This is a genomic window from Actinoplanes teichomyceticus ATCC 31121, assembly GCF_003711105.1.
GTDB lineage: Bacteria > Actinomycetota > Actinomycetes > Mycobacteriales > Micromonosporaceae > Actinoplanes > Actinoplanes teichomyceticus.
Map to the genome: position 1 here is coordinate 7,883,360 of NZ_CP023865.1, position 13,159 is coordinate 7,896,518.

A 13,159-nucleotide genomic window follows, 5' to 3' on the forward strand; every position below is an offset into this window, starting at 1 on the left:
TGATGCGACCCGCCATCCTGGCCGTCCTCGCCGGCGTGCTGCTGACCGGTGCCGCCTGCGACAGCGATGCGGAGGTCCACGAGACCGGCGCGGCGGCGGCCCCGTCCCCCACCACGGCGGCCACCAGCGCGGCGCCCGACTACTCGGCCGACACCGCGGAGGTGTGCGGACGCCTGGACAAGGTCTTCACCGGCGAGCTCAACGACTTCGGGTCCGCGATCGGCAAGATGATCGCGTACAAGGAGGCGAAGCAGGCCGACAAGGCCGCCGAGGCGGAGAAGGCGGCGGCGGCCGAGCTGAGATCGGCCGGCGGGCAGATCCGCAAGGAGACCAGCGCCGCGCTGGACCCGGAGCTCAAGGCCGCCGGCGAGAGTTCGGCGCGGAAGCTGGAGGCGAGCGCCAAGGACCGCGCGTACATCAAGAGGATCAGGAGCACCACGGATCTGGACCGGACGCTGAAACCGCAGCTCGCCGAATGGTTGAGCCCGGTGGCCGGGTACTGCGCCTGACCCGCCGGCCGCATGGCGCCCGGCGCCGTCGCGCTCCCGGTGCCCGGGGAACGACCGGGCCGCGGCCGAGGACGTGCCGAGCCTCGGCCGGATGACCGCGAGGTCGGCGCGGCGGTCGGTCCGTACGCGCACGTGGCGGCCTCCCCACGGTCATCCGGCCCAGGGGGAGCCGGTCACCCGCCGACGGGCCCGGTCACGTCCGGGAACCGATGCTCAGGACGGGCTTGGTGACCTCGGCGAAGAAATCGTTGCCCTTGTCGTCGACGACGATGAAGGCGGGGAAGTCCGCCACCTCGATCTTCCAGACCGCCTCCATGCCGAGCTCCGGGAACTCGAGCACCTCGACGTGCCGGATGCAGTCCTGGGCCAGTCGCGCCGCCGGACCGCCGATCGAGCCGAGGTAGAACCCGCCGTGGGTCTGGCAGGCCCGGGTCACCTGCGCCGACCGGTTGCCCTTGGCGAGCATCACCATCGAGCCGCCGGCGGCCTGGAACTTCTCCACGTACGAGTCCATCCGCCCGGCCGTGGTCGGCCCGAACGACCCGGACGCGTACCCCTCCGGGGTCTTCGCCGGGCCGGCGTAGTAGACCGCGTGGTCGCGCAGGTACTGCGGCATCGGCTCGCCGGCGTCCAGCCGCTCGGCGATCTTGGCGTGCGCGATGTCCCGGGCCACCACCAGCGGGCCGGTCAGCGACAGCCGGGTCTTCACCGGGTACCTGCTGAGCTCCGCGCGGATCTCGGCCATCGGCCGGTTCAGGTCGATCTTGACGACCTGCTCCGACTCCAGGTGGTCGTCGGTGACGTCGGGCAGGAAGCGGGCCGGGTCCGTCTCCAGCCGCTCCAGCCACACGCCGGACGGGGTGATCTTGGCTACCGCCTGGCGGTCCGCCGAACAGGAGACCGCGATGGCGACCGGGCAGGACGCGCCGTGCCGGGGCAGCCGGATCACCCGCACGTCGTGGCAGAAGTACCGGCCGCCGAACTGCGCGCCGATCCCGAAGTCCCGGGTCAGCTCCAGCACCGCGGCCTCCAGCTCGAGGTCACGGAAGCCGTGCGCCTGCATGGAGCCGGCGGTGGGCAGGTTGTCCAGGTACTTCGCGCTGGCCAGCTTCGCGGTCTTGAGCGCGTGCTCGGCGCTGGTCCCGCCGATCACGATCGCCAGGTGGTACGGCGGGCAGGCCGACGTGCCGATCAGGCGCAGCTTCTCGTCCAGGAACTGCATCATCCGCTGCGGGTTGAGCAGCGCCTTGGTCTCCTGGTACAGGTACGACTTGTTGGCCGAGCCGCCGCCCTTGGCCATGAACAGGAACTTGTACGCGTCCGGCTGCCCGTTCGGGTCCTCCGCGTACAGCTCGATCTGCGCCGGCAGGTTCGTCCCGGTGTTCTTCTCGTCCCACATGGTCAGCGGGGCGAGCTGCGAGTAGCGCAGGTTGAGCCGGGTGTACGCCTGGTACACCCCGAGCGCGACGGCCTCCTCGTCGCGCCCGTCGGTGAGCACGTGCCGGCCGCGCTTGCCCATCACGATCGCGGTGCCGGTGTCCTGGCACATCGGGAGCACGCCGCCGGCCGCGATGTTCGCGTTGCGCAGCAGGTCCAGGGCGACGAACCGGTCGTTCGGCGACGCCTTCGGGTCATCGATGATCGAGCGCAGCTGCGCGAGGTGCGCCGGGCGCAGGTAGTGCGCGATGTCGTGCATCGCCTCGGCGGTGAGCTGGGTCAGCGCGGACGGCTCGACGGTCAGGAAGCGGCGCCCGCCCGGGCCCTCCACGACGTCCACGCCCTCGTCCGTGACCAGGCGATACTCGGTCAGGTCGTCGCCGGTCGGCAAGAGCGGCGAGTAGGTGAAAGCGGCGCCTCTGCTCATGAGCGGCAAGCCTAGGGCAGCGGGCCCGGGCGATGCGAACCCGGCACCCGGCGGGTGTCGATGCCGCGCCGGTCAGCCGTACGGCAGATACGCCATGTCGCGCCCGGAAACCAGGAGCAAACCGCCGGGTCCGGCGGTGAAGACCTTCGCGTCGGTACGCACATCGGCACGTACCGCCCCGGACGCCGGGTCCAGGGCCGTCACCCGTCCGGACGAGACCACGATCACCGCGTGCGGGGTGACCGCCGCGCCCGCCTTCGCCCGGCCGTTCTGCCGCCACACCATCCGGCCCTTGGCGAACGACCAGCCGCGGATCGTGTCGCCGGAACGGATCACCGCGTACCGGTCGTCCACCGCGAGCACCTCGGCGCTCCGGTCGCCGTACCAGAGGATCCGCCCGTCCGACCCGCTGATCAGCTCCTGCCGGCCGTACGGGTCCACGCCGAGCAGCACGTCGTACCCACCGGCCGGGTCCCGCTCCGGCCGGCAGTCGCTCTCCGCGGTGCGCAGGTTCAGGCCGTCGCGCTTCCACACCACCCGGCCGCTCGGCGGCGAGGTGGCCACCACGCCGTAATAGCAGGTGCCGTCGCGGGCGGTGCCGGTGACGGTGAGCACCCGGCCGCCGACCACCGCGATCCGCTGGCCGGCACCCGGCCGCACGGTCTGCGCCACGCGGCCGCGGGCGGTGTCGACCACCCGGATCCGGCCGTCGTCCGGGATCCCGAGCAGGCCGGGCATCACCGCCGGGCCGGCCGCGTCGTCGTCCACGTCGGCGCTGCCGAGCCGGCGGGCGTCCGGCAGGTCCGGGTTGGCCGCGTGCAGCACGAAGCCGATCCCGCCGGTCGGCACCGACCAGAGCCGCGTGCCGGCCCGCGGGTCCCAGGCGGTGAGCCGGCAGTCGTCGCCGTCCGCACAGCGCAGGTCGACGATGCCGTTCTGGTAGGTCCAGACCGCGGTGGCCTCGGTGTCCGACCGGCGTACCGTGCCGGTGCGCGGGTCCAGCACCTGGTAGCCCTTGGTGAGCAGGCGCCCGGTGACCACCACGGCGTCCGCGCCGCGCCCGGCGACCGTGGCCCAGTCCGCGTCGGCCTCCCACAGCCGCACCGCCGTGGTCAGGTTGTACGCCTCGACCGAGGTGCGGTACTCGACGATCACCGACTCGCCGGCGATCGCCACGCTCTGCGGCGCGCCGCCGAGCTGCTGCTGCCATCGGGTGCCGGGGGCGAGCGGCCCGCTGGTGCTGATCCACTTCCACAGGCCCGGGAACGGGTTCCACATCCCGGTCGCGGCCAGCACGGTGACGGTGACGGCGGCGACCAGCGTGAGACCCTTCACCGCTCCGGAGGAGGCCATGCGGGCACATTAGTGAGCCCGATCCACCTCTCCACAGGAGCGTAGAAAGCCCGTGTCGTGGGCTTATATCCGAGTTGCCGCCCGGGCCAGTGGCACCGTCCGGTACGGGATCAGCTCGGCCAGCGCGATGATCGTGTGCGCCCGGCGGATGCCCTCGTACCCGACGATCTTGTCGATCACCCGTTGCAGGTCGGCGTTCGAGCGGGCCACGATCCGGCACAGGATGTCGCCACCTCCGGTGATCGTGTGCGCCTCCAGCACCTCGGGGATCTCGGCCAGGTGGTCGGCCACGGCGTCGTGCCCGTACCGCTGACTGATCTCCAGGGTCACGAAGCTCATCACGCCGAAACCGATCGCGGCCGGCACCACGTCCGGGCCGAAGCCCTTGATCGCGCCCCGGGCGGTCAGCTTGTCCAGCCGGGCCTGCACCGTGCCGCGGGCCACACCGAGGCGCCGGGACAGCTCCAGCACACCGATCCGCGGCTCGGCGGCGAGCATGGCGATCAGTCGCGCGTCGAGCTCGTCGAGCTGGACAGTGTGTTCAGTCATCCCCGCCCCTCACCTTACCGATCGTTCAGATTGACCAGGACGGAATGGGACTGTTGCCCATCGGGGTGCGGCCCGTCAATCTCGACGCGGGTCCGCCGGCTCACCGGCCGGCCGCGGCCCACCCGGCCCGCCGTATCCTTCGAGGTGATCGAGCGCCGCGGCGACCTGTGACGTGACCTGCGCGCAGGGAACCGTCAGATTGTCGTGATAAAGGTTTGCGCATGAGTTCCCTTCCCGCGGGTTGGTACAAAGACCCGGCCGACACCAGCACCCAGCGTTACTGGGACGGTGAGGGCTGGCTGGGCCAGGCCATCCCGGCCGACGCGGTGCCACCGGACGGGCCGCCCGCGGTCGAGGCGGAACCGCCCGCGCCGACGCCGCCACCGGCGCCGCCCACCCCGCAGCCGTACGCCGCGCCGCAACCACATCCGGGTCACCCGGGCCATCCGGGCTACGGCCCGCCGCCCGGCTGGATCCCCCCGGCCGGCCAGCCCCCGGCCGGCTGGCAGCAGCCGCCGCCGGGAGCACACCTCCCGCCCGGGGCACAGCCACCCCCGCCCGGCTGGCAACAGCCCCCGCCGGGAGCACACCTCCCGCCCGGGGCACAGCCACCCCCGCCCGGCTGGCAACAGCCGCCGTCCCCGCCCGGCTGGCAACAGCCGCCGTCCCCGCCCGGCTGGCAACAGCCGCCGTCCCCGCCCGGCTGGCAGCAGCCGCAGGGGTGGCAGCCGCCGCAGCCGCCGCACGCCTACCTCTACCCGGTGCCGGAGGCCCGCCCGCACGGCCTGCCGCTCGCCGGCCTGGGCCAGCGCCTGCTCGCCCGGCTGATCGACATCCTGGTCGTGCTGCTGCTCAACGTCGTGGTCAACGGCTGGTTCGCCTACCAGTGGTGGCAGGACTTCTGGCCGATCTACACGCAGTACGTCGACCAGATCATGGCCGGCGGCGACCCCGCCATGATCCAGCCGACCGCCCGGATGCAGACCCTGCAGATGGCCGTCATCCTGCTCGCCACCCTGCTCTGGCTGGGCTACGAGGCGCCGGCCATCAGCGGGCGCGGCCAGACCCTCGGCAAGCGGCTGATGGGCATCAAGGTGGTCGGGCTGGACAGCACCGCCCCGATCGGCTTCCGGCGCGCGTTCGCCCGCTGGGCGCAACTGGGCATGTGGACGCTGCTCTGGTGGTGCCTGGTGGGGGTGGTGATCCAGCTGCTGGACTCGCTCTCCCCCACGTTCGACCCGCGCCTGCGGCAGGCCTGGCACGACAAGGCGGCCCGGACCGTCGTCGTGGCGCTGCCGCCGCGCGCCCAACCGACCGTCGAGGCCGCGCCGCGCGGCGACCACCCAGGAGGACCACGATGACCCGCCTGACCCGCGCCGATCTGGACGCGCTGCCCCCCTACGTGCCCGGTCGCAACGTCGCCGACCTGGCCCGCGAGCTGGGCATCGCCGAGGCGATCAAGCTGGCCAGCAACGAGGTGCCGTACGGACCGCTGCCCGGCGTGGTGGAGGCGGTCACCGAGGCCGCCCGGCAGATGCACCGGTACCCGGACATGGGCGTGCTCGCCCTGCGCGACGCCCTGGCGCAGCGTCTCGGGGTGGCCGCCGACCGGGTGGTCACCGGCTGCGGCTCGGTGGCGCTGGCCGAGATCCTGGTCAAGGCCACCTGCCTGCCCGGCGACGAGGTGCTCTACTCCTGGCGGTCCTTCGAGGCGTACCCGATCGTCGCGGCCGGGGCGGGCGCGACCAGCGTGCGGGTGCCGAACACCCCCGGACACGGCCACGACCTGCCGGCGATGGCCGACGCGGTCACCGACCGCACCCGGCTGATCTTCGTGTGCAACCCGAACAACCCGACCGGCGCCGCGCTGCACCGGCCGCAGCTCGACCGGTTCCTCGCGGCGGTGCCGTCGGACGTGCTGGTGGTGCTCGACGAGGCGTACCGGGAACTCGTCACCGACCCGGGCGTGCCGGACGGCCTGGCCACCTACGGCGACCGCGCCAACGTCGTGGTGCTGCGCACCATGAGCAAGGCCTGGGGCCTGGCCGGTATGCGGATGGGTTACCTGGTCGCCCAGCCGGAGGTGGCGGCGGTCGTGCGCAAGGTGCTGACCCCGTTCTCCACCAGCCTGGTGGCGCAGGCGGCGGCGCTGGCCGCGCTGCGCCAGGAGGACGAGGTGATCCGCCGCTGCGCCCTGGTCACCGCGGAACGCGAGCGGGTCACCGAGGCGCTGCGCAAGCTGTCCGTCGACGTGCCGGAGAGCCAGGCGAACTTCGTCTGGCTGCCGATCGGTGAGCGGACCGCGGCGTTCGCCGCCACCTGCGAGAGCCGCGGTGTGATCGTGCGCGCCTTCCACCCGGACGGCGTGCGCGTCACCATCGGCACCCCGGAGGAGAACGACGCGTTCCTGGCCGCGGCGGAGGCGGCTCTGGCTGCCTGACCCGCCGCCGCGACGCACCTGGCCGGTCCGCGAATCCGCCGCGGGCCGGCCAGGCTTTCCTTGCGGCCGTCGATGACGTTACCGCCGCGCCGGCAAGGTGCGGCGGCTCCGCGCGCGCTTACCCCTAACGGGTGTCCGCGGCGCTCGGCGGTGGCTCCGCGCGCTTATCCCTGACGGGTGGTCCGCGGTGGCGCTCGGCGGTGGCTCCGCGCGCGCTTACGCCTGACGGGTGTCCGCGGTGGCCGCCGCGGAGGCCCGGTGGTGCTCCGCGGCGCTGATCCGGACCGGGAAGACCTCCCGCGACGCCAGCACCAGCAGTCCGGCCAGCACCGCGAGCACGGCGGCGAGCAGCGGCAGCGTGCCGAGCCGGCCGGCCGCGACGAGCCGCTCCCCGACGAACGCCCCGCCGCCGATCCCGATCTGGAACGCCACCACGTACACCGCGGAGGCGGCGTCCCGGGCGGTCGGCGCGACCCGCATCGGCGCCGCCCCGAGGAAGACCGGGATGGCCGTGAACGCGCCGCCCCAGAGCAGGGTGGCCAGCACCGTCGGCGCCGCGCCGAGCACCGGAGCGAGCAGGGCCACCGCCCCCGCCTGCACCGCGAGCAGGATCAGCAGCAGCGGGCCGGGGCGCCGGTCGACGTGCCGCCCGGCCAGGAACGTCGTCACCAGTCCGACCACGCCGTACCCGAGCAGCAGGGCGCTGAGCGCGGTCCCGTCCAGCCCGGCGTCCCGGCGGACCAGCGGCGCGATGTACGTGTACGCGGTGAAGTGCCCGATCACCAGCACCGCGGTCACCAGGCACAGCCGCGCCACCCGCCGGTCGCGCAGGATCCGGACCGCGTTGCGCAACTGCCGTCCGGGCCCGGCCGCCATGTCCCGGGGCAGCGGCGGCAGCTGGGGCAGCACCGCCAGCAGCAGCGCCACGCAGACCGCGCCACCGACGGCCATCAGCGCGACCGCGAACCGCCAGCCCAGCCACTGCCCGAGCGCGGTGCCCAGCGGCACGCCCAGCACGATGGCGAGCGAGTTGCCCAGGAAGGTCAGCGCGGTGGCCCGGCCGACCTGCTCGGGCGGGGCCAGCCGGGCGATGATCGGTCCGATCACCGACCAGAAGACGCCGTGCGCGAGCGCGCAGATCAGCCGGGACAGCGCCAGCACCGGGAAGGTGGGTGCGAAGGCCGCGGCCGCCTGGGAGACCGCGAAGATCGCTACCGTGGCGGCGATCAGGGTGTGCCGCGGGATCCGCATGGTCAGCGCGGTGAGCGGGATCGTGCTGAGCGCGGCGACCAGGGCGTAGCTGGTCAGCAGCAGGCCCACCCGGGCCTCGCTGACGTGCAGGCCGGCCGAGATCTGCGGCAGCAGGCCGACCGGCAGGGTCTCGGCGGCGACGTAGAAGAAGGCGGAGGCGCCGAGAACGACCAGCGGGGGGCGGTGGAGTTGCACCTCCCCACAATAAGCTCGTAGCAAGAGCATAAACAGGGGGACGGATGTGACGACGCGCTCGACCGAACTGCTCCGCGTGGTGCACCACAGTCCGGGCGTGACCAGGGCGGACGCCGCGCGGCTGCTGGGCGTCGGCACCGGCGCGGCGACCGAGCTGGTCAGCAAGCTGAGCCGGGCCGCGCTGCTGACCCAGGGCCCGGCGGCACCGAGCGGCACCCGGGGCCGGCCGACCACCGTGCTGCTGCCGCACCCGGACGGCCCGCTGGTTCTCGCCGTCGCGATCACCCCGGAGACCTGGCGGGTCGAGGCGGTCGAGCTGGGCGGCGCCACCGCCGCGGAACGGCACGGCCGGCACGCCGGCGCCACCTGGGCCGGGGTCCGCGGCCCGGTCCGGGCCGCGATCGACGAGCTCCGCCGCCGGTACGGGCCTCGCCTGCGCGCCGCCGGCATCTCCGCGCCCGGCACGGTCTCCCCCGACCTGCGCCTGCGGGCCGTCACCGCCGGCTGGCACGACGTCGATCTGCGCACCCTCTGCCCGGACGCCGAGGTGTTCGTGGCCGGCAACGACGCCACCCTGGCCGCCGCCGCCGAGTCGCACCGCGGCGCCGCGGTCGGCGCGTCGGTCGCCCTGCACCTGCGGATCGAGGCCGGCCTGGGCGGCGCCGTGGTGGACGGCGGCCGCCCGGTGATCGGCGCCCGAGGCGCGGCCGGCGAGTTCGGCCACATGCCGTTCGGCGATCCGGCGGTCCGCTGCCCGTGCGGCGCGCGCGGCTGCTGGGGGATCGCGGTGGACGGGCACGCGCTGGCCCGGCTGCTGGGCCAGCCCGCCCCGGTCGACGCGATCACCTACGCCCGCCGGGTGATCGCCACCGCGTCCCGCGCCACCGCGCCCACGACGCCGGAGGCGGCCGCGGTCCGGGCCGTCGCGGCGACCCTGGGCCGGGGCATCGCCGGGCTGGTCAACGGGCTCGACGCCGACCTGGTCACGCTCGGCGGCCTGGGCGCCGACCTGCTGGCCACCGCCCCGGACGAGATCGGCGCCGCCTACCGGGACGGCCTGATGTCGATCCACCGCCGGTCGCCGCCACCGATCGTGACCGCCGCGCTCGGCGACCACGGCCCGATCGCCGGGGCCGCCGAGGAGGCCTGGTCCGCGCTGCTGCCCCGGCTCGCCTAGTACGCGGCGACCAGCACCGTGTCGAGCGTGTAGTAGTAGAGCGGCGACTCCGGATCGTCCGGCCCGTCCTCGCGCAGCCGCTCGATCGCCAGGTAGTGCTCGGCGATCATCAGGCCGCCGATGTCCCACCGGTCGTCCTCCCGGCCGTAGGCCAGGTGGTACCGGAACCGCTCCGCACCGGTCGCCGCGTCCACGCCGACCAGCCAGTGCTCCGGGGTCAGCAGCAGCACCGCGCTGGACGTGCCGCCCAGCACCCGCGCCGGCCCCGGCCGGTGCCACGTCGTGGCCCCCTCGGCGGTGGCGGCGGTCACCGCGCCGTCCCCGGCCGACACGATCGTCCCGGCGGCGACCGTGGCGTCCGCCCGGTCCAGCGCGACCGCCCGGCGCGGCGTGCCCGGCCCGGTCAGCCAGCCCCGGCCCGCCGAGTCCCGGACACCGGCGCAGTTGGAGCGCGCCACCGAACAGCCGACCGGGGTGAACGGCCCGGCCGGCCAGCCCGCCGCGGGCCGTCCGGTGGCCAGGTCGTAGGCGCCGGTCGCGCAGGCGTACACGCCGCCGGTGGTGGTGAAGCCGTCCGCGCACCCGGCCGGGACCGTGACGCTCCAGCGCCGGGCGCCGGTGCTCACGTCGTACCCCAGCAGGGTCTGGTCCGCGGTGACCACGACGGTCCCGGCGGCGATCCGCAGACCCGGCGGGTTCCACACCGCCGCGGCGCCGGTCCGGTGGCCGGCGTAGTCCGGCGCCGCCGGACCGCCGGCCCGCCAGACGATCTTCCCGGTACGCCCGTCGAGCGCGATCACCGCGCCGTCGGACCACCGGCTGACCACCGTGGCGCCCTCCGCCACGACTCCGCTCAACTGCTCCGGCCAGCGGCGCAGCGACCACCGGGACGTGTAGACCGCCTTGCCCCAGATCGGCTCGTCGGCGCGCACCTGGTGCTTGGCGGCGTAGACCCGCAACCGGTCCTCGATGATCAGGGGCGCCACGTTGATCCGCCCGGTCACGCCCGGAGCGGAGACCACCTCCAGCGGGTACGGCCGGGTCGCGGTGTCCAGCACCTCGGCCGGCCGCAGGATGCGCCATCCGACCAGAACCGTAGCCAGCAGCAGGAGCACCGCCACCGAAGCACGCAGCAGCACCCGGGTCACGGGCGAAAGTATTCCAGGTTCACTTCCGGACGATCACTCGTACCCACCGCTGACCAGTCCGAGCCGGACCAGCTCGGTGAGCGGCTCGACGACGTTCGCCGCGCCGAAGCCGGCGAACAGCGGCCGCGCGTCGTCGCGGTGCGACCGGGCCGGCTCCACCAACGGCACCGGATGGGTCGCGGCGAGCGCCTCCGCCACCTCGGCCACCTCCCCGCCGTCCGCCGCGAGCAGCGTGGCGACCAGCACGTTGAGGAAACCATGATGGGTGAACCCGGTCTCCGGGTCGGTGTGCCGGGTGGCGTGCCGCAGGCCGGCGGCCAGCTTGAACGGCAGGTCGCGGTCACGGCAGGCGCAGATCACCGCGGCCAGCTCGACCGGGGTCGGGAACAGCTCGGCGGCCAGCCCGCCGACCCGGAACTTCGGGGCGAGCGGAAGGCCCTCCCGGCGCGCCTCGGCGACCGCGTCCAGGGCGCCGAGCAGGCCCCAGCTCAGCGGGATCTCCGCCCAGACCCGCAGGCCGCTCGCCCGGTCCGGGCCGGGCTCGCCGCCCGCCCGCCGCGGGCCGGGCTCGCCGTTCGTCAGATCCGGGGCACGCCCGCCGGCCACCCGGTCCGGGCCGTTCTCGCCGCTGGTCCCGGGTTCGCTCCGGGCGCCGATCGCGGCGGCTCCGGCCGTCTCGGTGGCCGCGAACGAGCGCAGCGTGGCCAGGCCGGGCTGCGGATCCTCGCCGCGGCGGGCCACCGCCGCCTCGACCTGCTCGACCACCATGCCCGCGGCGCGCAGTTTCTCCACCATCGCCGGCAGCGCGCCCACCGGGATGTCACCGACCAACGCGGCGGCGAGCCGCGGTACGGGCTCCGCGCCCACCGCCGAGGCCGGAATCAGCAGGGCGCCGATCAGACCCGAATACCACGCCGTGGTGTGCTCGCGATGTTTCGCCGCGGCCTCGGCCAGACCGATCGGACTGGGCGGCAGCAGGGACGCGTCATCGACTAGCCCGGCGTACAGCGGAGGCATCATCGTCGACACGATTTCGAACCTAACGGACCATCCGGGAGCCGGACAACAGTGTGGTCACACCGCCCCGCCGGCCAATCCCACGGTCAGCCCGGTGGGCAGCGATTTCTCGGCGCGGATCCCCGGGGTCCGGAGGCGCGCCCCGGGCACGGGCACGGCGTGTGCGGCACGCCCGTCCGGCCCCGGCAGGCCCGTCCGGCCCCGGCCCCGGCCCCCGGCAGGCCCGTCCGGCCCCGGCACGCCCGTCCAGCCCCGGCACGCCCGTCCGGCCCCGGCTCCGCATCCGGCCCCGGCTCCGCGTCCGGCCCCGGGCCGCCCTGTGGCGGGCCCGGCCAGGACGGCGGCGCGGCGCGGTCACCGGCGGCCGAGCAGCACCACCAGCTCCGCGACCGCGGCCAGGACCATGCCCCCGATCAACGTGGGCAGGCCGCCGACCGCCGCGTAGGCCACCAGGAACAGCGGCGCGGCGAAGGTCAGGTACAGCGCGGCGGCCAGCCACCGGTCACCGGCCCGCAGGCGGGACAGCACCATGCCCACCGGCTCGGCCGGCCGGCTGCGGAACCAGAGCACCACCGCGGCGAAGACCAGGACGCCGATCAGGCCCGCCCAGACCCGCGAGATCCCGACACTGACCAGCGTCATCGCGGCGGTGAGCACGGCGGCGACCAGGGTGCCGTTGGCGCCGTACCGGATCGTCTGGAGCACCGCGCCGGCCGAATCGGCGGAGACGTCCAGCACCGGCTTGCGCGGCCGGCTGACCGCCGGCGGCTCGGACCAGTTCGACGGGGCGGGACGCACCGCCGGCTCCTCCGGCCGGTCCTCCGGCGGCGCCTGAGCGGGCGGGACGCCCAGCGACGCCTCCTCGGCCAGCTCCTCCAGCGCACGGGCCCAGCGCCGCCGCTCCAGCCGCACGATGCCCACGTCCTGGCCGGCATCCCCGATCGTCGCGTCCAGCTCCAGCGCCTCCGCATATGCCCGCTGGGCCAGGTCGAACAGCCGCAGCCGGGCCGCGACCACGGCCAGCACCAGGTGCGCCTCCGCCTCGGTCGGCGCGATCCGGACGCCGTTCCACGCGGCGTTGAGCGCCTCCTGACCGTTGCGCGACTCACTGAGCAGCGCCGCGCCGGTCCGTTGCGCGTACGCATCCTCCGGCCACGTCCGCAGGATCTCGCCGGCCACCCGGGCCGCCTCCCCGAACCGCCGGCTGTCGGTCAGCGCCATCGCGCGCACCACCAGCGGCGCCACCGTGGCCGGCCCGGTCGCGGCGGCCCGCTCGGCGGCCGCCAGCGCCTCGACCGGCTGCTCCGCGGCGAGGTGGATGCGGGCCAGCGTGGCCAGCAGCGCGCACTCGTCGGGCGTGGCGCTGGGCGCGGCGCTCAGACCGGCCGCGATCTCCTCGGCGGCCTCGTCGTAGCGGCCGAGGTCGGCGAGCAACAGCGCACGCTGGCGGTGCTCCTCCGGCGTGGTGTCGGACTCCATGGGGGCGGGCACAGTCGGAGCGTAGGCGGTCTACCTGTAAATCACATGGGCCGGGGGTGAGCCCGCACGACCGGAGGCGCGGTTCACGGCCGGTCACCGGCTGCGGCCCGGGATCGGGGTCGCCGGGCCGGAACGCTTCCCGGCCGGTCACCGGTCCCGCCGACCGGGTCGTCGCGG

At 74.9% G+C, this 13,159-nt stretch carries 11 protein-coding genes; 4 read left to right on the top strand and 7 right to left on the bottom strand.

The window, feature by feature from the left end:
• Window positions 1-2 precede the first annotated feature (2 nt).
• Window positions 3-509 (top strand): hypothetical protein, encoded by a 507-nt coding sequence (locus ACTEI_RS37595; RefSeq protein WP_164466232.1) that lies wholly within the window; start codon window positions 3-5, stop codon window positions 507-509.
• Window positions 510-702: 193 nt separating this feature from the next.
• On the opposite strand, the gene ACTEI_RS34765 is transcribed toward ACTEI_RS37595, so the two are convergent.
• From ACTEI_RS34765 to ACTEI_RS34775, 3 genes are all read right to left on the bottom strand, one after another.
• Window positions 703-2,373, bottom strand: a complete 1,671-nt coding sequence (locus ACTEI_RS34765) for a fumarate hydratase (protein WP_122981506.1) — start codon at window positions 2,371-2,373, stop codon at window positions 703-705.
• Window positions 2,374-2,445: 72 nt separating this feature from the next.
• Window positions 2,446-3,726, bottom strand: a complete 1,281-nt coding sequence (locus ACTEI_RS34770) for an outer membrane protein assembly factor BamB family protein (RefSeq protein ID WP_122981507.1) — start codon at window positions 3,724-3,726, stop codon at window positions 2,446-2,448.
• A 63-nt stretch (window positions 3,727-3,789) separates the two neighbouring features.
• On the bottom strand, window positions 3,790-4,275 hold the full coding sequence (locus tag ACTEI_RS34775; RefSeq protein ID WP_122981508.1) for an Lrp/AsnC family transcriptional regulator: 486 nt from the start codon (window positions 4,273-4,275) through the stop codon (window positions 3,790-3,792).
• Window positions 4,276-4,496: 221 nt separating this feature from the next.
• Here ACTEI_RS34775 and ACTEI_RS34780 point away from each other — a divergent pair, with 221 nt between their 5' ends.
• On the top strand, window positions 4,497-5,636 hold the full coding sequence (locus ACTEI_RS34780; RefSeq protein WP_122981509.1) for an RDD family protein: 1,140 nt from the start codon (window positions 4,497-4,499) through the stop codon (window positions 5,634-5,636).
• On the top strand, window positions 5,633-6,715 hold the full coding sequence (gene hisC, locus ACTEI_RS34785; RefSeq protein WP_122981510.1) for a histidinol-phosphate transaminase: 1,083 nt from the start codon (window positions 5,633-5,635) through the stop codon (window positions 6,713-6,715). Before ACTEI_RS34780 ends, hisC begins: the two co-directional genes overlap by 4 nt.
• Window positions 6,716-6,931: 216 nt before the next feature.
• Here hisC and ACTEI_RS34790 read toward each other — a convergent pair whose 3' ends face one another.
• Window positions 6,932-8,161 carry an MFS transporter gene (locus ACTEI_RS34790; protein WP_239082176.1) on the bottom strand — a complete coding sequence of 410 codons (1,230 nt, stop codon included), beginning with the start codon at window positions 8,159-8,161 and terminating at the stop codon, window positions 6,932-6,934.
• 97 nt (window positions 8,162-8,258) lie between these two features.
• On the opposite strand from ACTEI_RS34790, the gene ACTEI_RS34795 reads away from it, so the two are divergent.
• Window positions 8,259-9,338: an ROK family protein gene (locus tag ACTEI_RS34795; protein ID WP_239082177.1), complete on the top strand. Its 1,080-nt coding sequence runs from the start codon at window positions 8,259-8,261 to the stop codon at window positions 9,336-9,338.
• Here ACTEI_RS34795 and ACTEI_RS34800 read toward each other — a convergent pair.
• The 3 genes from ACTEI_RS34800 to ACTEI_RS34810 all read right to left on the bottom strand — a co-directional run bounded on the left by ACTEI_RS34800 (window position 9,335) and on the right by ACTEI_RS34810 (window position 12,994).
• Complete coding sequence (locus ACTEI_RS34800; RefSeq protein WP_239082178.1) at window positions 9,335-10,486, bottom strand: outer membrane protein assembly factor BamB family protein; 1,152 nt, start codon at window positions 10,484-10,486, stop codon at window positions 9,335-9,337. The genes ACTEI_RS34795 and ACTEI_RS34800 overlap by 4 nt on opposite strands.
• A gap of 33 nt (window positions 10,487-10,519) precedes the next feature.
• Window positions 10,520-11,515: a hypothetical protein gene (locus tag ACTEI_RS34805; protein WP_239082179.1), complete on the bottom strand. Its 996-nt coding sequence runs from the start codon at window positions 11,513-11,515 to the stop codon at window positions 10,520-10,522.
• A 342-nt stretch (window positions 11,516-11,857) separates the two neighbouring features.
• The gene (locus tag ACTEI_RS34810; protein WP_239082180.1) at window positions 11,858-12,994 is read right to left on the bottom strand and encodes a hypothetical protein; all 1,137 of its coding nucleotides are present in this window, start codon (window positions 12,992-12,994) and stop codon (window positions 11,858-11,860) included.
• Between the last annotated feature and the right edge of the window lie 165 nt (window positions 12,995-13,159).